Annotated in this window: 19 protein-coding genes and 2 rRNA genes; 10 read left to right on the top strand and 11 right to left on the bottom strand. The window is 73.9% G+C overall.

All coding sequences use genetic code 11. The annotated features are described in order from the left end of the window. Positions 1 to 229, top strand: a 23S ribosomal RNA gene (locus K2F47_RS00005); the annotation flags it as partial. Positions 230 to 391: 162 nt separating this feature from the next. Next, positions 392 to 508 (top strand): 5S ribosomal RNA (gene rrf / locus K2F47_RS00010). A 69-nt stretch (positions 509 to 577) separates the two neighbouring features. Here the strand turns inward: rrf and K2F47_RS00015 are convergent. The 4 genes from K2F47_RS00015 to K2F47_RS00030 form a co-directional block, all read right to left on the bottom strand. Further along, positions 578 to 2,230, bottom strand: coding sequence for a DNA repair helicase XPB (locus K2F47_RS00015; RefSeq protein ID WP_242900564.1), 1,653 nt, complete (start codon positions 2,228 to 2,230; stop codon positions 578 to 580). Positions 2,231 to 2,393: 163 nt separating this feature from the next. Then, a complete protein-coding gene (locus K2F47_RS00020; protein WP_242900565.1) occupies positions 2,394 to 2,837 on the bottom strand; it encodes a DUF4190 domain-containing protein in 444 nt (147 codons plus the stop codon). A gap of 145 nt (positions 2,838 to 2,982) precedes the next feature. Further along, entirely contained in the window at positions 2,983 to 5,370 is a 2,388-nt protein-coding gene (locus K2F47_RS00025; RefSeq protein WP_242900566.1) for a helicase-associated domain-containing protein, read from the bottom strand. A gap of 139 nt (positions 5,371 to 5,509) precedes the next feature. Then, on the bottom strand, positions 5,510 to 6,127 hold the full coding sequence (locus K2F47_RS00030; protein ID WP_242900567.1) for a TetR/AcrR family transcriptional regulator: 618 nt from the start codon (positions 6,125 to 6,127) through the stop codon (positions 5,510 to 5,512). A gap of 167 nt (positions 6,128 to 6,294) precedes the next feature. Between K2F47_RS00030 and K2F47_RS00035 the strand changes: the two genes are divergently transcribed. Continuing rightward, a complete protein-coding gene (locus K2F47_RS00035; protein WP_242900568.1) occupies positions 6,295 to 6,783 on the top strand; it encodes a GNAT family N-acetyltransferase in 489 nt (162 codons plus the stop codon). 71 nt (positions 6,784 to 6,854) lie between these two features. On the opposite strand, the gene K2F47_RS00040 is transcribed toward K2F47_RS00035, so the two are convergent. Continuing rightward, entirely contained in the window at positions 6,855 to 7,511 is a 657-nt protein-coding gene (locus K2F47_RS00040) for a hypothetical protein (RefSeq protein ID WP_242900569.1), read from the bottom strand. 319 nt (positions 7,512 to 7,830) lie between these two features. On the opposite strand from K2F47_RS00040, the gene K2F47_RS00045 reads away from it, so the two are divergent. Together K2F47_RS00045 and K2F47_RS00050 are read left to right on the top strand one after the other, a co-directional pair. Next, positions 7,831 to 8,490: an HAD family hydrolase gene (locus K2F47_RS00045; RefSeq protein WP_242900570.1), complete on the top strand. Its 660-nt coding sequence runs from the start codon at positions 7,831 to 7,833 to the stop codon at positions 8,488 to 8,490. An 87-nt stretch (positions 8,491 to 8,577) separates the two neighbouring features. Continuing rightward, the gene (locus tag K2F47_RS00050; protein ID WP_214620263.1) at positions 8,578 to 8,973 is read left to right on the top strand and encodes a cold-shock protein; all 396 of its coding nucleotides are present in this window, start codon (positions 8,578 to 8,580) and stop codon (positions 8,971 to 8,973) included. A gap of 24 nt (positions 8,974 to 8,997) precedes the next feature. On the opposite strand, the gene K2F47_RS00055 is transcribed toward K2F47_RS00050, so the two are convergent. Then, positions 8,998 to 10,449, bottom strand: a complete 1,452-nt coding sequence (locus K2F47_RS00055) for an MFS transporter (protein WP_242900571.1) — start codon at positions 10,447 to 10,449, stop codon at positions 8,998 to 9,000. A gap of 341 nt (positions 10,450 to 10,790) precedes the next feature. Between K2F47_RS00055 and K2F47_RS00060 the strand changes: the two genes are divergently transcribed. Further along, complete coding sequence (locus K2F47_RS00060; RefSeq protein WP_242902513.1) at positions 10,791 to 11,546, top strand: DUF3027 domain-containing protein; 756 nt, start codon at positions 10,791 to 10,793, stop codon at positions 11,544 to 11,546. A gap of 131 nt (positions 11,547 to 11,677) precedes the next feature. Continuing rightward, positions 11,678 to 14,644: a sacsin N-terminal ATP-binding-like domain-containing protein gene (locus K2F47_RS00065; protein WP_242900572.1), complete on the top strand. Its 2,967-nt coding sequence runs from the start codon at positions 11,678 to 11,680 to the stop codon at positions 14,642 to 14,644. A 170-nt stretch (positions 14,645 to 14,814) separates the two neighbouring features. Here the strand turns inward: K2F47_RS00065 and K2F47_RS00070 are convergent, their stop codons facing one another. Then, positions 14,815 to 15,078, bottom strand: a complete 264-nt coding sequence (locus K2F47_RS00070; protein WP_242900573.1) for a DUF2530 domain-containing protein — start codon at positions 15,076 to 15,078, stop codon at positions 14,815 to 14,817. Between the two features lie 27 nt (positions 15,079 to 15,105). Beyond that, the gene (locus K2F47_RS00075; protein WP_242900574.1) at positions 15,106 to 15,669 is read right to left on the bottom strand and encodes a TetR/AcrR family transcriptional regulator; all 564 of its coding nucleotides are present in this window, start codon (positions 15,667 to 15,669) and stop codon (positions 15,106 to 15,108) included. A gap of 99 nt (positions 15,670 to 15,768) precedes the next feature. Here K2F47_RS00075 and K2F47_RS00080 point away from each other — a divergent pair, with 99 nt between their 5' ends. From K2F47_RS00080 to thpR, 3 genes are all read left to right on the top strand, one after another. After that, positions 15,769 to 16,236: a MarR family winged helix-turn-helix transcriptional regulator gene (locus tag K2F47_RS00080; RefSeq protein ID WP_242900575.1), complete on the top strand. Its 468-nt coding sequence runs from the start codon at positions 15,769 to 15,771 to the stop codon at positions 16,234 to 16,236. 270 nt (positions 16,237 to 16,506) lie between these two features. Next, positions 16,507 to 17,781 (top strand): MFS transporter, encoded by a 1,275-nt coding sequence (locus K2F47_RS00085; RefSeq protein ID WP_242902514.1) that lies wholly within the window; start codon positions 16,507 to 16,509, stop codon positions 17,779 to 17,781. A 70-nt stretch (positions 17,782 to 17,851) separates the two neighbouring features. Continuing rightward, a complete protein-coding gene (gene thpR, locus K2F47_RS00090; RefSeq protein ID WP_242900576.1) occupies positions 17,852 to 18,418 on the top strand; it encodes an RNA 2',3'-cyclic phosphodiesterase in 567 nt (188 codons plus the stop codon). On the opposite strand, the gene K2F47_RS00095 is transcribed toward thpR, so the two are convergent. The 3 genes from K2F47_RS00095 to serC form a co-directional block, all read right to left on the bottom strand. Beyond that, positions 18,415 to 20,529 carry a hypothetical protein gene (locus tag K2F47_RS00095; RefSeq protein WP_242900577.1) on the bottom strand — a complete coding sequence of 705 codons (2,115 nt, stop codon included), beginning with the start codon at positions 20,527 to 20,529 and terminating at the stop codon, positions 18,415 to 18,417. The two genes, thpR and K2F47_RS00095, sit on opposite strands and share 4 nt — an antisense overlap. A gap of 62 nt (positions 20,530 to 20,591) precedes the next feature. Beyond that, complete coding sequence (locus K2F47_RS00100; protein WP_242900578.1) at positions 20,592 to 21,653, bottom strand: hypothetical protein; 1,062 nt, start codon at positions 21,651 to 21,653, stop codon at positions 20,592 to 20,594. Between the two features lie 226 nt (positions 21,654 to 21,879). After that, entirely contained in the window at positions 21,880 to 23,025 is a 1,146-nt protein-coding gene (serC, locus tag K2F47_RS00105) for a phosphoserine transaminase (RefSeq protein ID WP_372490828.1), read from the bottom strand. Positions 23,026 to 23,159: the final 134 nt, after the last annotated feature.

Here is a 23,159-nt window from a genome sequence, read left to right on the forward strand (position 1 = left end):
CGAACCTCTGGTGTGCCAGTTGTCCCGCCAGGGGCATGGCTGGTTGGCTACGTTCGGTAGGGATAACCGCTGAAAGCATCTAAGCGGGAAGCCTTCCTTGAGATGAGTTCTCCCTCCCACCTTTGGGTGGGGTAAGGCCCCCGGTTGATGATCGGGTTGATAGGCTGGAGATGGAAGCGCGGTAACGTGTGGAGTCGACCGGTACTAATAGGCCGAGTGGCTTGACCACACAATACGTTCAAAACATATCGCAGTTGCTGTGTGGTGTTCGCGTCCCTGTGTGGTTCTCGGAAAACAAACGGGAACCCGCGTGTTTGTTTGATAATTGAATTTCGAGCCTGGTCTCGAACGTTGGGTTTGCCCACCTTTTGTTGGGGTGGTGCGTTGAGCGTTCGGTGGTTTTGGCGAGGGGGAAACACCCGGTCCCATCCCGAACCCGGAAGTTAAGCCTCTCAGCGCCGATGGTACTGCACGGGAGACTGTGTGGGAGAGTAGGACGCCGCCGGACTCATATTGATGGGAGGGCCCCGCCGTTACCGGCGGGGCCCTTTCTCATTTCACCGGTTTTTTGTGCGGCTCAGATCTCGTCGCCCGACAGGACGGTGGTCGCGTCCACGATCCGGTACGCGTAGCCCTGTTCGGCGAGGAAGCGTTGCCGGTGGGCGGCGTAGTCCTGGTCCAGGGTGTCGCGGGCGACGACGGCGTAGAAGCGGGCCCCCTGGCCGGACGCCTTGGGCCGCAGCAGCCGTCCGAGACGCTGGGCCTCCTCCTGCCGGGAACCGTAGGCGCCGGACACCTGGACGGCGACCGTGGCCTCGGGAAGGTCGATGGAGAAGTTCGCGACCTTGGAGACCACCAGGACGTTCAGCTCACCGGAGCGGAACGCGTCGAAGAGCCGTTCGCGTTCGCGGATACGGGTCTCCCCCTTGATGACGGGGGCGTCCAGCAGCGCGCCGAGTTCGTCGAGCTGGTCGATGTACTGGCCGATGACGAGGGTCTGTTCGCCGCGGTGCCGGTCGACGAGGGCCTGCACGAGTTTGGTCTTGGTGTCGGTGGTGGCGCAGAAGCGGTAGCGCTCCTCGGGCTCGGCGGTCGCGTAGGCGAGGCGCTCGGAGTCGGTGAGGGTGACGCGGACCTCGACGCAGTCGGCCGGGGCGATCCAGCCCTGCGTCTCCATGTCCTTCCAGGGCGCGTCGTAGCGTTTGGGGCCGATGAGGGAGAAGACGTCCCCCTCGCGCCCGTCCTCGCGGACGAGGGTGGCGGTGAGGCCGAGGCGGCGGCGGGCCTGGAGGTCGGCGGTCATCCGGAAGATGGGGGCGGGCAGCAGGTGCACCTCGTCGTAGACGACCAGGCCCCAGTCGCGGGCGTCGAAGAGTTCGAGGTGGGCGTAGGCGCCCTTCCGGCGGGTGGTCATGATCTGGTAGGTGGCGATCGTGACCGGGCGGATCTCCTTCTTCGTGCCGGTGTACTCGCCGATCTCGTCCTCGGTGAGGGAGGTGCGGCGGAGGAGTTCCTGTTTCCACTGGTGGGCGGAGACGGTGTTGGTGACGAGGATCAGCGTGGTCGCCTCGGCGCGCGCCATGGCGGTGGCGCCGACGATGGTCTTGCCGGCGCCGCAGGGCAGGACGACGACGCCGGAGCCGCCGTGCCAGAACGCGTCGGCGGCGTCGCGCTGGTAGGAGCGCAGTTCCCAGCCGTCCTCGACGAGGGAGATCGGGTGTGCCTCGCCGTCGACGTATCCGGCGAGGTCCTCGGCGGGCCAGCCGAGCTTGAGCAGGGCCTGTTTGAGGGCGCCGCGCTCGCTCGGGTGGACGAGGACGGCGTCCGCGCCGATCCGGTCGCCGATCATGCCCTTGATCTTCTTGGCGCGCAGCACCTCCTCCAGGACGGCGTGGTCGGACGAGGACAGCACGAGCCCGGATGTCGGGTGCTTCTCCAGCCGCAGCCGCCCGTACCGCGCCATGGTGTCGGCGACGTCCACGAGAAGGGCGTGCGGGACGGGGTAGCGGGAGTAGCGCAGGAGGGTGTCGACGACCTGTTCGGCGTCGTGGCCCGCGGCGCGGGCGTTCCAGAGGGCGAGCGGTGTCACGCGGTAGGTGTGGACGTGCTCGGGTGCCCGTTCGAGTTCGGCGAACGGCGCGATCTCCTTGCGGCACGCGTCGGCCTGCTCGTGGTCGACCTCAAGCAGGAGGGTCTTGTCGGACTGGACGATGAGCGGACCGTCGGACACGTGGAAGCAGCCCCCCGTCAGGGATGGTGGTGGATTCCTTGCCCCGCCGCTGCACGCTACCCGAGGCGTGCGGGCGCGGCGGCCTCTTCCTCAACTGGCGCCGCCCGGGGAATCTTCCCGGACGGTCTGTCCGACCTGCGCGTTCGGGCCTCGGCCGGTGGGGTCAGACGCCGGTCGTGCCGCTGTAGTCGGGTTCGCTGTTGAGCTCCAGCAGGAGGTAGAGGATCGCGAAGACGATCCCGAGGACGATGGCCGCGACGAACATGATCCAGCTCCACATCGTCAGCTTGCGCGCCGACTCGGGGTCGGTCTGGACGCGTCCCATCGCGATCGCGGCGAGGACGACGCCGGGGATGGCGAGGATGTTGCAGCAGAGCGCGACCCCGATGATGTTGCAGATCAGCGCCGCGATGGTGGAGCCGTCCCTGGTCTGCCCGTAGGGCACGCCGGGGGGACCGTAGCCCTGCGGCCCGTAACCGTAGCCGTAGCCGGGCGGGGGCTGGCCGTAAGGGTCGCCGGACGGTCCGTAACCGCCGCCGTCCCAGCCGCCCGTCCCGCCGTAGGGGTCCTCCCAGCCAGGCGGCGGATTTCCTCCGTAGCCGCTCACAGGCGGCCTCCCCTCATTCTCCGTTCGGTGGCCGATGCCGAGTCGAGGGTGGCACGTTACCGGTCCGGTACGTCACTCCGTTTGACACTCGGGGTGATTCGCCGGTTCCGTCCGACCGAAGCCGGCCGAGCCCCGGGCCCCGGTGTCAGGTGGCGGGGTCGTCCAGTTCGGAGACGCCGGTGATGCGGTGCAGCGCGAACCGGTGCACGGCGGCGCGGGTGGCGTCGAAGCCGGTGAGGAAGCCGCCCTCGACGCGGACGGGTTCCACGATGCGGCTGGAGGCCTGGCCCTGCTGGTCGAGGTAGCCGATCCAGACGCGGCCGCCGCGTTCGACGGCGGCGCGGAGCCGCTCGATGGTCGCCATGGCGGGGGAGCGCGGCGGGTCGCCGGCGGGGGCGTCCGCGCGGAGCCTGGCCTGTTCGGCGCCGTGCCGGGACGCCTCGTCGCCCGCGCGCAGGGCCCGCACCGCCGCGGAGATCATCGTGTCGTCCGCCGTCTCGCCGGGGCGGACCCGGACGATCTCGGCGGTGGGCGGCGGGTCGGAGCGCTGCGCGTCCGGCCGGGTCACGATCACGCCGCCGCCCGGGGACTCGGCGACCGGCGCGAGGCCCATCGCGCGGAAGGCGTCGAGCAGTTCGGCGCGGTGCAGGCTCGACGCGAGGACGGTCGGCGCGAGCCGGTGCAGGCGCAGCGGGTCGGAGCGGCGGTCGGCGAGGATCTCGTCGAGCGTGGCGGGCGAGTCCGTCCGGACGTAGGAGGACAGGGACCCGACGCGCAGGTGCCCGTGGCGGCGCGCGACGTCGTCGATCAGGTAGGTCAGCGGCTGCGGCAGCGGCGTCGCGGAGTGGCGGGTGAGCAGGCCGGTGACGTCGGCGGCGGTGCGGCCCGCGTCCAGCGCCCGGCGGAGGGACTCGGCCGTGAAGCGGTACACGGTCGCGCCGCCGGTGGACTCCACGTCGGCGGCGAGCGCCAGTTCCCGGGCGAGCTCGGTGACCAGCGGGCCCGGCGCGATCGCGGTCAGGTCGGCCTGGATGACGATCTTGTCGACGGGCGCGGGGAGGTACTTCTCCAGGACGGGTTCGGGGTCGTCGCCGTTCAGCAGGTCGCGGGCGAAGGGGGCCAGCTCGCCGAACCCGGTGAGGCCGAGGACGGCGGCCTCGCGCAGCGTCCAGCCGAGGAGGCGATCCCGGGTGGGGCCGCCCCGGCGCGGACGCAGCCACGCCACCCGGACGCGCAGCGCGTCGGCGTCGACGACCACGCCACGGTCGGCGCCCGCGAGCACCTCCAGCGTCGTCCGGCGGACGGACGGGGCGCTGCCGCGCACCATCGCCTCGCTCAGCGCGTTGATCAGCCGGTCGCGGTCGTCGCGCTCCCCGGCGAGCCCGGCGGCGCGGTCGGACTTCAGCCAGCCGCGCGCGAGCTCGGTCCAGCGGCCGGGGGTGTCGCGCATCAGCCACAGGTCGTAGGCGGGGGTCGGCAGCCACTCGCCGTCCAGGTCGCCGCTGCGGGTGAGCAGGCCCGCCGCGTAGGCGACCTCGGCGAGCAGCGCGGCCTTCCACTCCGGGACGTCCAGCAGCGTCGCGGCCGCGCGCAGGTCGCGGACGGCGAGGCCGCCGCTGCGCAGGACGGGCGGCGGGTCGAGCCCCCAGCGCTCCAGCAGCTCCTCGGTGAGCCGGACGGCGTTGAACGCCTCGCCCGCTGCGGCCCGGACCACCATGTCCTCGCGGCGCGGGCCCGGCTGCGGCCCGCCGGGGGCCGGGCCCAGCGGCGGCGGTGTGGCGGACAGGTCCTGGAAGAGGCGTCCGCCGCGCAGGTGCAGGGCGATCTCGCGGGGGAGGGTGACCGTGCGGTCGTCCTCGGCGGCGAGCAGGCCGCGGGCGAGGAGCGCCTCGATCGGGGTGGTCGCGGTGCCGATCCGGACGGGGCGGCGCGCGTCGGCGACGCGTCCGACCGGCGGCCCCCACATGAGCTGCTCGAGCGCGGCGCGGGCGTCCGGACCGGCGTCCTCGATCAGCGCGCCGGGGTCCGCGAGCAGCTCGGCGAGGCGGCGCAGGAGCCGGTGGGAGTCGGCGAACCCGCGCGGCGCCGCACCCTCCAGGTCGGTGACCAGCGCGCCGAGCCGCTCTGCCGGGTAGCCCGCGAAGACCTCCTGGACGGGCGGCCCGAGTCCCGCCGGGTGGGGCAGGCCCTGCCGGACGCCCGGCGCGGTGGCCAGGGGGCCCTCGCCCCAGACCAGCCCGTGGCGGCGGAGCGTGCCGAGCGCCGCCTCGACCTCGTCGGGGGCGGCCTCCAGCGCGGCGGCCAGCGCGCCGGCCTCCACCGGCGCTGGCAGGACGAGCAGCGCCTCCAGCAGCGCGAGGTGGAAGCGGTCGAGCCGGTCCAGCGCCCGGGAGATCGCGGCGGGGGTGGCGGCGCGGGCGGCGAGCGCGGTCAGGTCGGCGGGGACGGGCGCCAGGAGTTCCGGGCGCGCGGACAGCAGCGCGCGAAGGTCGTCGTCCCCTCGCGCGCGCAGCCAGTCCGCGTAGGTCTCCATGCGTTCCCCAACCTTAGGTGCCGTACGGCCCCGGGTGTCGTGCGGCGTGGTCACGGGACGCCGATACCGGGCCCCATCAGCGTAGGAGCACGAACAGGGTGGGTGTCCCGTTCGTCCGTCCGAGGGGAGGAATGTGTCTTCAGGACGCTGGTGTGCGCGCCACGGTCACCAGCCCGAGCCCGAGCCGCGCCCAGCTCCGCACGAACCGCTTCTCGTCGACGCGCGCCGGCGGCTCGTACATCGACTCGGTCGCGAGCCAGTAGTTGACGACCGCGCCGCCGAGGACGGCCGCGACCGCGGGCCAGTCCTCGTCGGCGTCCGCGAGCTCCGGCTGCGCCGCCAGCCAGGCGGCGATGCCGTCGTAGAGGGGGTTGACGATGCCCTCGCGCATCTCCGCGACCAGGTTCGGGAACCGGTCGAGGTCGCGGAACAGCACCCGGATCAGGTCCTGCTCCTCGCGCATCTTCGCCAGCCCGGCCTGGCACGTCATCCGCAGCCGGGTCTCCAGCGGGCGGTCGGCGAACGCGGTCGCGTGCGCCAGCGCCTCGCCGACCTGGCGCCGCGTCCGCTCGATGTGCTCGCGGACGGCGGCGGTGAGCACCTCCTCCTTGGACCGGAAGTGCCGGTAGAGGCCGCCCGCGCCCGGGGAGAGCCCCGCGGCGGCCTCGATCTCGGCGACCGAGGTGGCCGCGTAACCCCGGTCGGCGAACAGCCGCAGCGACTCGACCACGATCCGCTCGCGGGTAGATGTCGTCATGGTGATGAATTCCTCCGCGAGAACAGTAGGGCATCGTCGACCTGCGGGTCCCTGGCCGCCGCCCGGCACGCCCGAATCCCTGATCTGTCTCGCTCCGGGCCAGGGGCGACTAGAGTTCTGTGCTCTGCGCCCCGTAGCCGAAGGGGCGTCGCCGGAAGGGTCGACGGATGTTCGTTTCTCCACGGAAGGCGGGCCCCGGGGTCTTCCTCCCCGAGGAGTTCGTGGTCCCCACGCTCGTCGCCGGGGCGCGCTTCCAGATCCGCCCGATCACGGTGTCGGACGTGGTCAAGGACTACGGTGCGGTGATCGGCAGCCTGGACCGGCTGGCCGGGCGGTTCGGCCCCGAGTGGGGATGGCCGGACGGCGAGTTCACCTTCGAGCAGGCGCTCATCGACGTCGCCTGGCTCCAGAAGGAGGGCCAGCTCAGGCGGTCCTTCAGCTACGTCGTGATCACGCCGGACGGGGAGCGCCAGCTCGGCCGCATCCACGTCGCCCCGTCCGACACCCCGGACGCCGACGCGGTGGTCGTGTTCTGGGTGCGCGCCGACGAGGAGAACTCCACGCTGGAGAAGGACCTGGACGTGTTCGTCCGCGAATGGGTCACGACGGCATGGCCCTTCGAGACCGTCCGTTTCCCGGGACGCGAGGGCGACTGACCTGCTGCGGCCGGGTGACGGTTTCCTGACCTCCGGGATGGGGTGCCCGTTCCGGCGGCTCCGCGGCGGGGTCAGCCGAGGCGGCGGACGACGGCGACGGCGACCCGGCCGGCGACCAGGTAGACCAGGCCCGCGAGCCCGTAGTTGACCGCGATCCCCACCTTGGCGTTCGACGGCTGGAAGACGTCCTTGAACTCCCAGGCCAGGGTGTGCGCGCGGGCCCCCACCCAGCGGACGATCTCGTTGCCGGTGTTGGCCTCGAACGCCACGAACACGATGTGGAAGGCGAGGACCGCCACGACGACCGTCGTGGCGAGCGCGACGGCGGTCGCGACGAGGTCCACGGCGCGCCGCCGGACGGCGGCCCCCCGAATCCTGAACCGCGGGCGCCGCGCGGACGGCTCGCGTTCGCCGGACGGGGTGCGTCGTCCCTCGGACCGCGCGGGCTCCTCGGAGGACGCGCGCGCGAGAGGCGGCCGGGGCTCGACGAACGTCGCGCGTCCTCCGCCCGACGACGACGTGGCGTGCCCGGACGTCTCGGCGCGGCCGGGCGTCTCGGCGTAGCTGGGCGTCTCGACGGGGTCGGCGGCCTCGTCGCGGCCGGCGAGCTCGACGAGGTCGGTGAGGTCGGGCGGCTCGGTGCGGCCGGCGGGCTCGGCGGGCTCGGTCGGGGCGGGCGGCTCGGCGGGGGCGGGCGATGGTTCGGGGGCGGGGCGTGGTTCGGTCATGGGGCTCTCCTGGACGGGGCCGGACGGGCCGCCCTTGGGTCTGCGGTGGGGCGTTCCAGCCCTCTGTTTTCCCTGGTCAGGCGGTTTGTGGGTGACGGGTCGGGTATATCGGCGATACGGGTGGCCGTCCTCGCCGATCGGGCAGGCCAGTTCCGGTCGGCGGGAGACAGGGCGGCACCTGCGTGAGAAGGTCCCCGCGCTCTCCTACTCGGATCCCGTCGCATCGCCACTACCGGGAGGGCGCGGGTTCTCGCGCCCCGGCGGCGTCCGGTGCGGGTGCCTGGCCTATCCACCATGACCGACCTTTACCCTGTGTGGCGTGCCGGACCTCTCCTCCTCGCGAATCCGCTCCACCTCCCAGAACGGCGGTGGCGTGCCCGCCGTCGGCTTCGACCTCGACCTGACGCTGGCCGACACCCGCGCCGGCATCAGCGCCGTGTACGCGGCGCTCGCCGCCGAGACCGGCGTCCCCATCGACACCGCGCAGGTCGTCCGGCGGATCGGGCCGCCGCTGGAGGTCGAACTCGCGTACTGGTTCCCGCCCGGCGACGTCCCCGCGATGGCGGCACGCTACCGGGCGATCTACGCCGATGTCGCGGTTCCGGCGACCGTGGTCATGCCGGGCGCGGTCGCGGCGCTGGAGGCGGTGCGGGCGCGCGGCGGGCGGATCATCGTCGTGTCCGGCAAGAACCAGGCCGACACCGAGCGGACCGTCCGGTACCTCGGTCTTGAGGTGGACGCCGTGGTCGGCGGCCTGTTCGGCGCGGACAAGGGCGTCGCGCTGCGCGAGCACGGCGCGCGCGCCTACATCGGCGACCACACCGGCGACGTGGACGCGGCGCGGGCCGCCTCGGCGGTGGCGGTGGCGGTCGCGACGGGTTCGTTCGACTCCGACGCTCTCGTCGCCTACGGGGCCGACGTCGTCCTGCCGGACCTGCGGCCCTTCCCCGGCTGGCTCGACGGGTTCCGGCTCGGCTGATCCACCGGCGGATATTCGTGTTCACCGGGTCGTGGCGAGGCACTAATCTTGGGGCCAATTCATGACGATTACTAGACGAGGTCTCCGGTGCCGACTGGCAAGGTCAAGTGGTACGACCCCGACAAGGGTTTCGGCTTCCTCACCCGCGACGACGGCGGTGAGGTCTTCGTGCACTCCTCGGCCCTGCCGGGCGGGGTGACGACGCTCAAGCCGGGCCAGCGCATCGAGTTCGGGGTGGTCGAGGGGCGGCGCGGGCAGCAGGCGCTGTCGGTGCGGGTCCTGGACACCCTGCCCTCGGTCGAGAAGACCATCGCCAAGCAGCGGCGCAAGAAACCCGACGAGATGGTGCTGATCACCGAGGACCTGATCAAGCTGCTGGACGGGATCTCCACCACCTACCGGCGGGGCAAGCACCCGGCCCCGGCGGAGGCGAAGAAGATCGCGACGGTGCTCCGGGCGGTCGCCGACGACCTGCACCCCTGATCCCTGCCCCCCCGGGGTCCGCGCTCAGGTGCGGACCTCCGGGGGGTGCGCGCCGTCCAGCGGCGGGTGCCCGGGGTGGCGTTCGCGGCGGCGGCCCTCGGCGCGGCGCGACACCAGCAGCGCGAACGCCAGCGCGAGCGCGGCGGCGACGACGGCCATCGCGACCCGGCCGTCCGCGATGATCGACATGCCGAGGCCGAGCATGCCGCCGATCACCCAGGCGAGCTGGTGCAGGGTCTCGGAGACCGCGAACGTGGACGAGCGCATCTCCTCGCCGATCTCCCGCTGCACCACCGCGTCCATCGACAGCTTGCCGAGGACCTGGCCGAGACCGGCCGCCAGCGCCACCGCGAGCGCCGCCCACAGGCCGAAGAACGCGGCGGAGACGGCCGTGACGACGGTGACGGCGGCGAGCGTCGCCGAGACGATCAGCCGGGGCGCGCGGGCCTTCATGTAGGCGCCGAGCGCCGTCCCGGCGAGGCCGCCCGCGCCCGCGAACGCCGCCAGCAGCCCCAGCGCGACGTTGTGGGAGATGGGGTCGAACCGCTCCTGGCGCAGCAGGAACGCCAGGTAGAGGATCAGGAAGCCAGAGAACGCGCGCAGGACGGAGTTCGCCAGCATCGCCTCGACGACGGCCGGGCCGAGGCGCGGGAACACCCGCCACTGCGGGCGCGGCGCGGCCGGCTCGCCGGTGTCGTGCTCGGGTGCGGCTTCGTCCTCAGGACGGCCGGCCGCCCGTTCCGCCGCCAGCTCGGTCTCGGGGGTGTCGACGTGGCCGGGCAGGCGCATCGTGAACACGACGCCGAGCATGAAGACCAGCGTCGCGATGCGCAGCGTCCAGTCGGCCCCGGCGAGCGCGGTGATCCCGGCGGCGACCGGCGCGGTGATGGTGGCGGCGATCAGTCCGGTGAACGAGGCGCGGGCGTTGGCGGTCACGAGCGTGATCTGGTCGGGCAGGACGCGGGGCGTCACCGCCGCCCGCAGCACCCCGAACGCCTTGGACAGCACCAGCACGCCGAACGCGGCGGGCAGGAACGTGACCTCGTCGCTGTGCAGGACGGCGCCCGCCATCGCCCAGCACAGCAGGCCGCGGATGACGAACGAGCTGGCGATCGCGTACCGGCGGACGTGCCGCGTCCGGTCGAGCGCGGGCCCGATCAGCGGCGCGACGAGCGCGAACGGCGCCATCGTCACCAGCAGGTACAGGGCGACCTGGCCGCGCGCCTGGTGGACGTCCAGCCCGAAGAACAGCGACCCGGCGAGCGCGACCGCGACCAGCGCGTCGCCCGCGGAGTTGAGCGCCGCCGCCTCGACCAGGCTGCCGAGGCCGCTGCGCCCGGCGCCGTGGGCGTGCGTGACGCGACGGGTCAGGCCGCCGGTCCGTGCCGCCGCCGAGCGCACGCCGCGCAGCGCCCGCGCCGCGCCGCCGGCACCGGCGCGCGCCGACCGCCCGATCGGGTGGGACCGGTCTCCCATTGCGGCTTGATCTCCCCAATGTGCTCGTCCGCAGGCACGGTGCCCGCGGTCCTCGTCGAGATGGGCCGTCGGAGTGGCTCAATTGAGGGTACGTTCCCTTCCTCGCGCCCGGCTCACCTCCGTCTGTACGGGCGCGGCGAACCGCGCAGCCGGTGCTTACGGATGCCGTTCGGGCCGGTCACGGACCGTGTCGTGCTCGGCCACGTCCCGGGATGCGCGAGAATTGGGGTGTGAGCCCACTGCGCCAGACCAGCCCCGCGCGATCCGCCGCCGCGCGCACCGCCGCCGGGCCCGCCCGCCGCGCCCGGACCCCCGCCGTCGACGCCGCGTGCGCCGAGGCCGTGGACCTCGCCCGCGAGGCCGCCGAGGAGACCGCCCATCCGGCGCCGGTCGGCGAGCATCTCGGCCTGCGGTCCGAGGGCGACCGCGTGGTCACGCACTCCTTCGAGTCGCTCGACCCGGCCTACCGGGGCTGGCGCTGGGCGGTCACCGTGACCCGCGCGTCCCGTGCCAAGGCCGTGACGGTGAGCGAGTGCGTCCTGGTGCCCGGCGACGACGCGCTGCTCGCGCCGCCGTGGGTGCCGTGGCTGGAGCGGCTGCGCCCGGGCGACCTCGGCCCCGGCGACCTGCTGCCGACCGCGCCGGACGACGTCCGGCTCGTCCCCGGGTACACCGAGGTCGACGAGTCGGTCGAGCGGGAGTCGGGCTGGGAGCTCGGCCTCGGCCGCGTGCGGGTGCTGTCGCGGGAGGGCCGCGACGAGGCCGCCGCGCGCTGGTACGACGGCGTCGCCGGGCCGCGCGCCTCGATCGCGGCGTCCGCGCCCGCGCAGTGCTCCACCTGCGGCTTCTTCGTGGCGCTGGCCGGAGGCCTGCGGCAGATGTTCGGCGTGTGCGCCAACGAGTACGCGCCCGACGACGGCCGCGTCGTCTCGGCCGACCACGGCTGCGGCGCCCACTCCGAGGCGGTGTCGATCCCGGCGGCGTCCGAGCACGGGCCGCCGATCATCGACGAGCTGGGCTACGACGTCGTCCCGGCGGGCGCCCCGGCGGCCGAGGAGGCCGAGATCCAGGACGAAGAGGCCCTCGGCCACAGCTGACCTGACGAAGCCCCGGGTTGTGTCCGTGCGGCCCCGCATCCCCGGCGGGCGGGCAACGCTCTCGCGTGTCGGCTGAGGCGGCTGTGAACAGGCCCTAGGATCTGGGCTTTCTGCGGGGGAGGGAGGGTCCGGTGGGCGACGGGCCGGATCTGTTCGGTGCGCGGGGGCTGCGGGAGCGGGTGCTGCGGGCCTGGGCGGAGTCGCCCGCGCGGTTTCGCGAGGACGCCAACACCGAGGAGGACCACGCCCTCGGCGGCTACCGCGACCGCGTCGTGGTGGAGCTGGCGCAGAACGCCGCCGACGCGGCCGTCCGCGCCGGTGTGCCCGGACGGTTGCGCCTGACGCTGCGGAACGGGGTGCTGGAGGCGGCGAACGCCGGGGCGCCGCTGGACGCGGCGGGGGTCGAGGCGTTGTCGACGCTCCGCGCGTCCGCCAAGCGGGACGAGGCGGGTGCGGTCGGCCGGTTCGGAGTCGGGTTCGCGGCGGTCGTCTCGGTCACGGCGAATCCCGTGATCGCGTCAGCCGGGGGCGGGGTGGAGTGGTCGGCGGAGCGCGCGCGGGAGCTGGTGGCCGGGGTCCCGTCGCTCGCGGACGAGCTCGGGCGGCGCTCAGGGCAGGTGCCGTTGTTGCGGTTGCCGTTCGCGCTCGACGCGCCTCCGGAGGTCCCCGAGGGGTTCGACACCGTCGTCCGGCTGCCGTTGCGCGCGGAGGCCGTGGACGGGGTGCGGCGGCAGCTGGAGCAGGTCGGTCCCGCGCTCATGCTGGCCCTGCCCGCGCTGGAGAGCGTGGAGGTCGATGCGGACGGGGACGTCCGGACGGTCGACGCCCAGCACGGCCCCCAGGGCACCGTCACCATCGACGGAGCCGTCTGGCGTACCGCCGAGGCGCACGGAACCGTCCCGGCGGAGCTTCTCGCCGACCGGCCCACAGAGGAACGTGCCCGCGCGGCGTGGCAGGTGCGATGGGCCCTGCCCGAGGGCGGTCTTCCCCAGGGGACGCCTGCGGTTGTGCATGCGCCGACGCCCAGTGACGAACGCCTTGACCTGCCCGCGCTCCTCATAGCGTCGTTTCCGCTAGCCCCCGACCGGCGCCATGTCGCGCCCGGCGCGCTCACCGACTTTCTCGTGGAGCGTGCCGCCGAAACCTATGTGCGGCTCATGGAGGGGCGTGCGGCGACGCCGCAACTGCTTGAGCTCGTCCCCACCCCGATCGGGGCGGGGGAACTGGACGGGCGGATCAGGCGGGCCGTCCTCGGGCGGCTGCCCGACGCGCCGCTCCTGCCGCACCGCGCGCGGGGCCGCGACACGGTCGCGCTGGACGCGCCGTCCCCGTTCGTGGACCTGCTCTCCGAGGACGGCGTGCTCGCCGGGCTGCTGCCGCCCGAGTGGCCCGCGCGGAGCCCGGCGCTGGCGGCGCTCGGCGTCCGGCGGGTCGAGCTGGCGGACGTAGTCGACGAGCTGGCCGCTGTGGACCGCGAACCGGCATGGTGGCACCGGGTGTACGAGGCGCTCGCCGGGGCCGCCACGGACGCTCTGGGGGCCCTCCCGGTGCCGCTGGCGAACGGCGGGGCGGCGCGGACCGTCCGCGGCCCGCGCGGGCTGCTGATCGCCGACGAGGTCGACCCGGCGGGCCTGGACGCGCTGGGACTGCGGTTCGTCCATCCCGAGGCCGTCCACCCGCTGCTGTCCAGGCTCGGCGCGGTCGAGGCCGGGCCGCGCGCCGTCCTGGCCGATCCGGCGGTGCGGGCCGCCGTGGAGGACTCGCTCGACGCCGAGGACCCGGACGCGGTCGCCGAGGCGGTGCTGGGGCTCGTCGCCGCCGCGCGCCTGGACCCGGGCGAGGAACCGTGGCTCTCCGCCCTCGCGCTCCCGGCCGACGACGGGGAACACGACCCTGCGGGAGAGCTTCTCCTGCCGGAAAGCCCACTGCGCGCCGTGATGGCCGACGACGCGCCCTTCGGCGTCGTGGACGGCGCGACCCTGGAGCGCTGGGGCGCCGAGACGCTCGCGGCGGTGGGCGTGCTGGACGGCTTCGCCCTGGCCCGCGAGGAGGACGTGAACCTGCCGGGCCTCGCCGACGAGGCCGAGACCCTGGACCTGGACGACGAGGACCGCTGGGCCGACGACGTGCTCGCCCGCATCGGCCCGCAGGACCTGCCGCCGGTCGTCCCGGAGTTCCAGGCGGTCCGCGATCTGGAACTGGTCGAGGACTGGCCCGCCGCCCTGAGTCTGCTGGCGCGGCCTCCCTGGCGGGCCGCGATCGTCGAACCCGCGCATGCGATGACGCATGACGGGCGCCGCGTCACCGTCCCGTCGTATACGGCGTGGTGGCTGAGCCGTCACCCCGTCCTGGACGGACGCAGGCCGGGCGAGTACCGCCTTCCAGGCGGAGGCGACGCGCTCGCAGGGCTGTACGACGTCGCGCCGGAGGGATTGGACGAGCGACTGCTCTTGGCCTTGGGCGTCCGCACGTCCCTGCTGGATCTGCTGCACGAACCCGGAGGCGCGCAGGAGCTTCTCGACCGGCTCTCCGACCCGGAACGCAGCGTCGGCCGCCTCCAGTTGGGCGCCCTCTGGACCGCCCTGGCCGACAGCGCCGAGAGCGCCGACATCAGCGTGGAACCGCCGAACCGCATCCGCGCCGTGGTCGGCGACGAGGTCGTGGTCGCGGACGCGTTGGACACGTTCGTGCTGGACCGGCCCGACGTCCTGCCGCTGCTGCTCGCCTCGCCCCTCGTCATCGCCGCGCACGGCCGCGACGCCAGGCTCGCCGACCTCCTGGACCTGCCCCTGGCGAGCACGGAGGTCGCGGGGGAGGTCGAGTCGGCGGGGGAGGAGCGGCCCGTCCCGCCGGAGGTCCTCGCCGTGCTGCCGGACGCGCCGCCCGTGTACGTCGCGCACGAACGCCTCGTCGTGGACGGTGTGGACGTCCCCTGGTGGACGGGTGACGGCGGCGTCCACGCGAGCGGTCTGGCCGGGCTCGCCCGCGCCCTTGCCTGGACGAGCGGAAGCTGGGAGGACCGCCTCCTGGCCGAGGCCGTCCTGCGCGACCCCGAGGCCCTCCCCGTCCTACTGGCCGAATCCGAGCTGGAGCCGTAGTTTATTGAAGTCCCGGCCCACGGCCGCTCGCCTGGCGGCTCGCGGCCGTGACCGTGCCTTTGCGGGCGCGGATCGCTTCGCGATCTTCGCGGTGGGGCCTCGCCTCCGGCTTCGGCCCCACCGCTCAGCTACGCGCTCGCGTGACGGCTGAGGCCACTTTGAAACACGCTTCAGCCCGCCGGCTTCGTTCCGCGTTCGGCGCCGCGCTCCTCTTGGCGGGCGCGTCCCGCCTGGAGGCGGGGGGTGTACCACATGCCGAAGGCGCCGATCGCGATCCCGGCGACGCACACCCACAGCCACCAGCGGTCGCCGGACGGCAGCCGGACGATCAGCAGCACGACCAGCGCCACCGCCCAGGCGGCGGTGCCCACGGCGGCGATGCGGACGTCGTTGGTCCGCATCGGTGGCGGGTCCGGGAGGCGCGGTCGGGTCATGGAGATCAGGTTACGCGGAGGACGAGGTCAGCCACGAGCGCGGGGGAGTCCCCCGGTGACCATGGTGATCAGCAGTTCGTAGCTCGCCTCCAGGTCGTCCGGCAGGCCGAAACCGCCCGCCGCCTCCAGGACGGCGAAACCGTGCACGGCCGAGCGCAGGCAGCGGGCCCCGTGGACGAGCGCGGGCCCCTCCAGGTCGTAACCGCGCAGGACGGCGAGGATGACGCCCAGGAGCCGCTCCCCGGCGGCGTCCACCTTGCCCTCGGGCGCGGCGGACTGCTCCATGGACGCGTACCGGCTCGGGTGCTCCACGACATAGGAGCGGTAGGCGCGCATCACGGCGCGTACCGCGTCGTCTCCGGAGCGCCCCAGGGCGGCCTCGCCGAGGCGTTCCGTAAGCTCTTCCATCACCCGGACCGTCATCAGAAGTCGCAACTCGGCCAGGTTGCGGACATGCTTGTAGAGGGAGGGCGTCGCGACCCCGGCCCTCCCCGCCACCGCGGCCAGCGTGAGGGCACCGGGGCCCTCGGCGTCCACGATGGCGATGGCGGCGTCCACGACCGCGTCCGGTGACAGACCTGCGCGCGGCATCCAACCTCCTTAATAGCGATAGCTTCTAAGCTAATAAACTTAGCCTTGAAGTGTCAAGGAGGGCGGCGGGGCGAGCATGGACCTTGGAGAGCGATGACGATGACCACGCCGACGACAGACGGGCGCGCGGCGTCCGTCCCCGGGCTGGCCGAGCAGCTGCGCATCTCGATCGCGCGGCTGTCCCGGCGGCTGCGCACGCTGCGCACCGCGCCGGGGGACCACGTCCCCGGCCCGCTGTCGCTCACCCAGTTCGCCACGCTCGCCGCCATCGAGCGGCACGGCTCGATGACCCCGCGCGAGCTGGCCGACCACGAGAAGGTCCAGCCGCCCTCGATGACCCGCGTCATCGCGTTCCTGGAGGAGCGCGGGCTCGTCGTGCGCAGCCCGCACCCGACCGACGGGCGCCAGGCCGTGCTGAGCGCGACCGAGGCGGGCGCGACCCTGCTGCGCGAGGAGCGGCGCCGCAAGGAGGCGTGGCTGTCGCGGCGGCTCGGCGAGCTGACCGAGGACGAGCGCGAGATCCTCCGCCAGGCCGCCCCGATCATCGACAAGCTCAGCAGATCCTGACATGTCATACATGTCTCTCTTGCCGGAATAGCCGTGCCGTGATTATCGTTAGCCTTGATAATGACTTTGGCTAACGATGATCCAGGGAGCAGCACCGGGGCCGCCGCGGGCGGCCCTCGGGGCGTCGCGCTCCGGAACCCTGCTCCCAGCGTGACGCCCGGAACGCTCCAAAAGATCGGCACCAAGCCCGTCCCCCCACAAGAACCCTCCCTCCCCGAGCAGCCGGCCGAACCCGCCGAACCCGAGCCGCCGGTGTCCGAGACCGGCGGCATGTTCCGGTCCCTCGGCAACCGCAACTACCGGCTGTTCAGCGCCGGGCAGGTCGTCTCCAACACCGGCACGTGGATGCAGCGCGTCGCGCAGGACTGGCTCGTCCTGGACCTCGCGCACGGCAGCGGCACCGCGCTCGGCATCACCACCGGCCTCCAGTTCCTGCCGATGCTGCTGTTCGGCCTGTGGGGCGGGGTGATCGCCGACCGCTACCCCAAGCGCCGCGTGCTGATGCTCACGCAGGTGGCGATGGGCGTGCTCGCGCTGATCCTCGGCGTCCTCGCGGTGACCGGGAGCGCGCAGGTCTGGCACGTGTACGTGCTGGCGTTCGGCCTCGGCGTCGCGACCGTCGTCGACAACCCGACCCGGCAGGCGTTCGTCGTCGAGATGGTCGGCCGGCGCGACCTGCCCAACGCGATCGCGCTCAACAGCGCCAGTTTCAACGGCGCGCGGCTGCTCGGCCCGGCGGTCGCCGGGGTGCTGATCGCGCTGCTCGGCACCGGGCCGGTGTTCCTGCTGAACGCGGCCTCGTTTGGCGCCGTCCTGTTCGGCCTCTACGCGATGCGCGAGGACGAGCTGCACCCCGCCGCCCCCGTGAAGCGCGCCAAGGGCCAGCTCCGCGAGGGCCTGCGCTACGTGCGCGGCCGCCGCGACCTGATGCTCGTGCTCGTGCTCATCGGGTTCATCGCCACGTTCGGCATGAACTTCCCGACGACGACGGCGCTGGTCGCCAAGCAGGTCTTCCACACCGGCGCGACCTCGTTCGGCCTCGCCTCCAGCATGCTCGCGCTCGGCGCGCTGACCGGCGCGCTGCTGGCCGCGCGGCGCGCGTCCCGGCCCCGGCTGCGGCTGCTGGTCGGCGCGGCGCTGATCTTCAGCGTGCTGGAGGTCGCGACCGGGCTGATGCCGACCTACTGGTCGTTCCTGGTGCTGCTCGTGCCGACCGGGATCGCGATGATGACGATCACCACGGCGGCGAACTCGACGATCCAGCTCAGCGTCGCGCCGGAGATGCGCGGCCGGGTGATGGGCCTGTACATGTTCGTGTTCCTCGGGACGAACCCGCTGGGCGCCCCCGCCGTCGGCTGGATGGCCGAGCAATGGGGGGCGCGCACGAGCATCGTCCTCGGCGGCATGGTCGGCGTCGTGACCGCGCTCGTCGTCGGGCTCTTCGCCGCTCCGCGCGGGACGATCCGCCCGGCGCTCGCGCGGGTGCGCCTGGCCCGGGCCAGGGAGGACGCGGCGCCCGGGCCCGCCGAGGCGGCCGAGGGGTGACGCCGCCCGTCCGCGTGACAACGGGGGCCGCCTGCTGAAAAGCTGGCCGGGTGGCTCACCGGACGCTCCCATGAGGCTCTTCGTGGCGCTCGTACCGCCACCGGACGTCCTCGACGAGCTGGAGGAGGCCGTCCGCCCGCTCCTGGGCGACATGCCCGAGCTGAGGTGGATCCGCCGCGAGCTGGTCCACGTGACGCTGGCCTTCCTCGGCGACGTCGACGACCGCACATTGGACCGCCTGCTGCCGAGACTGGAACGTGCCGCGGGACGCCACGAACGCCTGTCGCTGTCCCTCGCGGGCGCGGGCGCGTTCCCGGGGAGCGGCGCGCACGCCCGCGTCCTCTGGACGGGCCTCTACGGCGACCGGCGCAGGCTCGCCCGGCTCGCCGCGTCCGTCGCCGCCGCCGGACGCCGCGCCGGGTCGCCGCCCGACAAGCACCGGACGTTCCGCCCGCACGTCACGCTGGCCCGCTCGCGCCAGCCCGTGGACGTGCGGCCCCTGATCGAGTCGCTGTCGGCCTTCGCGTCCGGCCCGTGGACGGCCGACGCCGTCCACCTCATGCGCAGCCATCTCCCTGGCAAGCAGTACACCCAGGTCACCTACGAGTCCCTCAAGACCTGGTCCCTGCGCACTTAGAGTTCGGGCGGCGGCGGGGCCGGGCGGTCCTCGTCGGGCGGGCCCCAGGGGACGCCGTAGCGCTCGCAGGCGCGGCGCAGCTCGTCCAGGTCGGGCGGGAACGTCACCTGCCGCAGCACCCGCCCGGACGGGTTCCACACCACGAGCCGGGGCATCCGCTCGGCCGCCTCGTCGATGCCGACGCCGCCGATGCGGTCGCGGCCGAGGTCCCACTCGACCCGGCCGCGCCGGGTGACGACGGCCAGCCCGGCCGACGACACCCGCAGCTGCGACCGGTTCCGGTCGTAGAGCCAGTAGCCCGCGAGGCCGACCAGCAGCCCCACCGGCACCGACCAGCTCGCCGTCGCGCCGAACCCGCCGAGCTCCGGGCCGAGCCACGCGGCGCCGATCAGCGCGACCGCCTCGCACAGCAGGACGCTCATCCCGTACGTCCCGGCGCGGGACTTGCGGGTCGCGTCCAGCAGCGTCCCCGGCGCCGTCACCGGCCCGGGGGGCGCGGGGATCGCGACCGCGAACTCGTCGGTCGTCCGCTCGTCGGCGGGCAGCACGCCGCCCTCGCCGCCGGACGGCAGCGCCGCCGTCGCCCCGGCGACCTCGCTCTCCGGCGCCGGGACGGCGAACGGCGTCACCGCCGAGTGGAACGCCGCGCTCAGGTAGGCGTCGTACTCGGCGTCGTTGACCGGCAGGCCCGCCCGCCGCGCCGACTCCCGCAGGTCGGTCCGCGAGATCCGCAGCGCCGACAGCGGCGCCGCGAAGAACTCGTCGCCGTCGGAGTCGTAGAGCCGCACCCACGCGTGCCCGCCGATCGTCAGCAACTCGATGCCGCCGATGCGGTCCTCGGGCATCCGCAGGACGACGTCGCCCGCCGCGTCCGCCCAGCCGAGCCCGCCGCCCTCGACGACGAGCCGCCCGCCGGGCACCTGCGCGAAGATCTCCGGGAGCCCTTCGAGCCCGTACTCGGGACGGCGCGGCGGCCGCGCCCCCGGCGTGACGACCCGGTAGCCGTGGTCGTCGAGGGCGTGCGCGAGCTGGAAGCCGTCCAGGCCGTGGGCGGGCAGCCGCGCGAGCAGTTCGAGCCGGTGCCCGAACACCAGCGCGGCGAGGTCGGCGCGGCGCGGCTCGCCGGTCAGCGGGTCGAGCCGCAGCCCGGGGCCGACCACGACGGCCGCGACGGCCGCCGACGGCAGCTCCACGATCCCGCGGCGGCCCGCCCGGCCCCGCACGGCCAGCCGGTCGACGGTGATCGTCCAGCGGACCGGCGCGGCGCGCAGCAGCCGCCGCCGGGCGCCGAGGACGCCCGCGATCGCGGCCAGCGCCCAGCACGCGGCCGCGAGCCGCGCCCCGAACCCGGCCGCGCCCTCCACCGCGATCCGCGCGACCATGAACGCGCCCAGCAGCCCCGCCAGCGACCCGAGGACGGCGATCCGGCGCCTGCTCGGAGGCGGCGCCGCCGCGTCCAGCCGCAGCCCGGCGTCACCCGGCCCACCGGCGCCCGGAACCGCCGGACGCGGCGGCTCGTGCGCCGCGGCCAGCAGCGCGGCCTCCTGGTCCAGAAGGCGCTTCTCGGCGGCGTGGTCGCGCGGCAGCGGCCCGCCGGGCGGGACGTCGGCCGCGAGGCCGCCCGCGCGCAGCGCCTCGTCCAGCGCCGGGTCGAGCAGGTCGGAGGCCTCCCCGTCCAGGACGTGCATCGGGATACCGATCCGCCGGGCGGTCACGAACACCGTCAGCGGCTCCAGCCCCATCGTGGTCAGCCCGCCGACCGCCGTGCGGCCGAACCGGTGGAACACGGTCAGCACGCCGTCGCCGGTGGTGATCGCCAGCCCGTCGATCCGGGACCGCTCGTAGCTGAGCATGCTCAGCCCGCCGGGGCCGATCCGCTCCAGCCCGTCCGCCGACAGCCGCCAGTAGGGCCGGGGCCGGCGGCGCCGCGCCTCGGGCGCCGCGCCCAGCAGCCACGGGATCGCCGCGACGGCGCCGATCAGCGCCGCCCACAGCCACACCGGGCGGATCGGCAGCAGCGCGAGCGCCACCGCCAGCAGGGCGAACGGTCCGGCCGCGACGGGCCGCCACCGCCCGCCGGGACCCGCGAGGCCCACCAGCTCATGCTCCACAGTCCGCATCCTCACATGTGTCCCGGCGGGACCGTCCCCTCCTTCAGCGATCCGTTTCCGGCTCATCGGCCTTCGCGGTGTTTGCGCAACAGGCCGTAGCAGACGGCTCCGGCGATGGCGAGCGCGAGCATGAGCCCCACCCGGACGTCGCGGGGGCTCTTGTGGCCCTCGTCGGCGTTGGCGTCCCCGGACCCGCCCTTGTCCCCGGCCTTGCCGCTCGGGGACGCCGACGGGTTCGCCTTGTCCGGCACCGGCACCTGGAACACTGGCTGGTTCTTCCCCTCCGAACCGGCGAGGAACGACCGCCCGTCGGGTGTGTAGGTGATCGACTCGCCCTGCCCCTGGAACGGGATCGACACCGACCCGAGCGACTTGCCGGGCCTGCCGCCGGAGTCCACGGTGTACATCCGCGCGCCGAAGTAGGTGCGGATGACGCAGGTGCGGCCGTCGGGGGAGAACGCGCCGTCGGTCGCCATCGCGGGCGCGCCCCCGACCTTGCGCATGACGTTGAAGCCGCCGGTGCGCAGCCGCTCCGGCCCCTCGTACAGCTTGCCGGAGAACAGCTTGCTCGCGATGTAGACCCGGTTCGTCCTCGGGTTGATCATCATGGTCTCGGCGTTGCGGGGGCCGTCGGCGTACTTGATCCGGAACCGGGTCGCCTGGATGATCTGCGTCCGCAGCTGCGCGGGCTCGGGAATCCGGTAGATCGTCACGTACGGCCACGCGCCGCCGAGGTTGTCGCCGATGTCGGCCACGTAGATCGCGGGACGACCCTGGTCGTCCTTGCCGAGCGCCATGGCCTCCCAGTCGCGGGCGCCCGCCCCCGCCAGCGTCAGGACGGCGCGGACCCGCCCGTCCGGGCCGAGCGCGTAGACCCGCGGGACGCCGCCGGAGTCGTTGTGGGTGTAGACGACGCCCGGATGCCGGGCGCTGGCCGCGAGCCCGCTGGACTCGGTGATCCGCGGGTCGGCGATGGTGAAGGCGGTCTTCGGACGCCCCGCGGCCGAGGCGGCGGCGGCCGAGGCCGGTTGCGGGAGGGCCGTGACGCCGCCCAGAAGGCCGATCGCGGCCACGGCGCGGGTCGCGCGGACCGCGCGGGTCCGCCGGGTCGGACGCACTGCCATGTCCCGCCCTTCCCCCGGTTCCGCGCCCACCATGATCATATGTGCCCCGCCCCGCCGGGGAACGCCCGCGAGCGGCGCGGGGTCACCTCAGCAACGCGCCGACGACCACGGCCAGGACGAGCGCGGTCAGGACGGTGGGGAGCAGCCATTGGGGCGCGCGGTTCACGGCATCGAGCTTATTCGGCCCGCCGCGCGCCCGAACCGCACGCCCCCCGACGGGTGCCCGCTAGAGGCGCTCGACCACGTAGTCGACGCAGGCGGTCAGCGCCTCGACGTCGGCCGGGTCGATCGCCGGGAACATGCCGATGCGCAGCTGGTTGCGGCCGAGCTTGCGGTACGGCTCGGTGTCGACGATGCCGTTGGCGCGCAGCACCTTCGCGACGGCCGCCGCGTCCACCGCGTCGGAGAAGTCGATCGTGCCGACGACCCGCGAGCGCTGCGCCGGGTCGGCGACGAACGGCGAGGTGTAGGACGTCTTCTCGGCCCAGGTGTAGAGGCGCTGGGACGACTCGGCCGTGCGGGCCGTCGTCCAGTCGAGGCCGCCCTGCCCGTTCATCCACTCGATCTGGTCGGCGAGCAGCAGCAGCGTCGCGACGGCCGGGGTGTTGTAGGTCTGGTCCTTGGCGGAGTTGTCCACGACCGTCTTCAGGTTGAAGAACTCCGGGACGTACCGGTCGGACGAGGCGATCTCGTTGATCCGCTCCAGCGCGGCGGGCGAGGCGAGCGCGACCCACAGGCCGCCGTCGGCGGCGAAGCACTTCTGCGGCGCGAAGTAGTAGACGTCGGTCTCGGTGACGTCCACGGGCAGGCCGCCCGCGCCGGACGTCGCGTCCACCAGCACGAGCCCGTCGCGGGCGGTGGTGCCCGCCGGGCGCCGGATCGGCATCGCGACGCCGGTCGAGGTCTCGTTGTGGGTGAGCGCGTAGACGTCCACGTCCTCCTCGGCGGACGCCTCCGGGTGCGTGCCGGGCTCGCTGGAGATGACGGTCGGCGTCCCGAGCCACGGCGCGCCCGTGGTGACCTTCGCGAACTTGCTGGAGAACTCACCAAAGGTGAGGTGCTGCGACCGCTGCCGGACGAGCCCGAACGCGGCCGCGTCCCAGAACGCGGTGGTGCCGCCGTTGCTGAGCAGGACCTCGTACCCCTCGGGGAGGGAGAAGAGCTGGGCCAGGCCCTCGCGGACGCGGCCGACCACGGACTTCACCGGCTTCTGCCGGTGCGAGGTGCCCATGTAGGTCGAGCCGGACTCGGCGAGCGCGGCGAGCTGCTCGGGCCGGACCTTGGACGGTCCGCAGCCGAAGCGCCCGTCGGCGGGCTTGATGTCGGCGGGAATGGCAATGGCTGGATTCGCGCTGTCGGTCACTCGCAGCAGGCTACTTGACCTGCCCTGAAGATCGCGGGCCGGGTCACATGCCGAGACGCCCCGCCCCCGGCACGGCACCGGTCCCGTCCCCGGTGCCCATGATGAGGAAGTGGCCGATTTTCCCCGTCCAGGGTGGCGATCTT

It is taken from the genome of Actinomadura terrae, assembly GCF_022751215.1.
GTDB classification, from domain to species: domain Bacteria; phylum Actinomycetota; class Actinomycetes; order Streptosporangiales; family Streptosporangiaceae; genus Spirillospora; species Spirillospora terrae.

Coding starts and splice junctions, on each gene's coding strand:
- K2F47_RS00025 (WP_242900566.1), bottom strand. CDS start 5,370: ATGGAGACCTACGCGGACTGGCTGCGCGCGCGAGGGGACGACGACCTT.
- K2F47_RS00030 (WP_242900567.1), bottom strand. CDS start 6,127: ATGACGACATCTACCCGCGAGCGGATCGTGGTCGAGTCGCTGCGGCTG.
- K2F47_RS00035 (WP_242900568.1), top strand. CDS start 6,295: ATGTTCGTTTCTCCACGGAAGGCGGGCCCCGGGGTCTTCCTCCCCGAG.
- K2F47_RS00040 (WP_242900569.1), bottom strand. CDS start 7,511: ATGACCGAACCACGCCCCGCCCCCGAACCATCGCCCGCCCCCGCCGAG.
- K2F47_RS00055 (WP_242900571.1), bottom strand. CDS start 10,449: ATGGGAGACCGGTCCCACCCGATCGGGCGGTCGGCGCGCGCCGGTGCC.
- K2F47_RS00070 (WP_242900573.1), bottom strand. CDS start 15,078: ATGACCCGACCGCGCCTCCCGGACCCGCCACCGATGCGGACCAACGAC.
- K2F47_RS00075 (WP_242900574.1), bottom strand. CDS start 15,669: ATGCCGCGCGCAGGTCTGTCACCGGACGCGGTCGTGGACGCCGCCATC.
- K2F47_RS00080 (WP_242900575.1), top strand. CDS start 15,769: ATGACCACGCCGACGACAGACGGGCGCGCGGCGTCCGTCCCCGGGCTG.
- K2F47_RS00085 (WP_242902514.1), top strand. CDS start 16,507: ATGTTCCGGTCCCTCGGCAACCGCAACTACCGGCTGTTCAGCGCCGGG.
- thpR (WP_242900576.1), top strand. CDS start 17,852: ATGAGGCTCTTCGTGGCGCTCGTACCGCCACCGGACGTCCTCGACGAG.
- K2F47_RS00100 (WP_242900578.1), bottom strand. CDS start 21,653: ATGGCAGTGCGTCCGACCCGGCGGACCCGCGCGGTCCGCGCGACCCGC.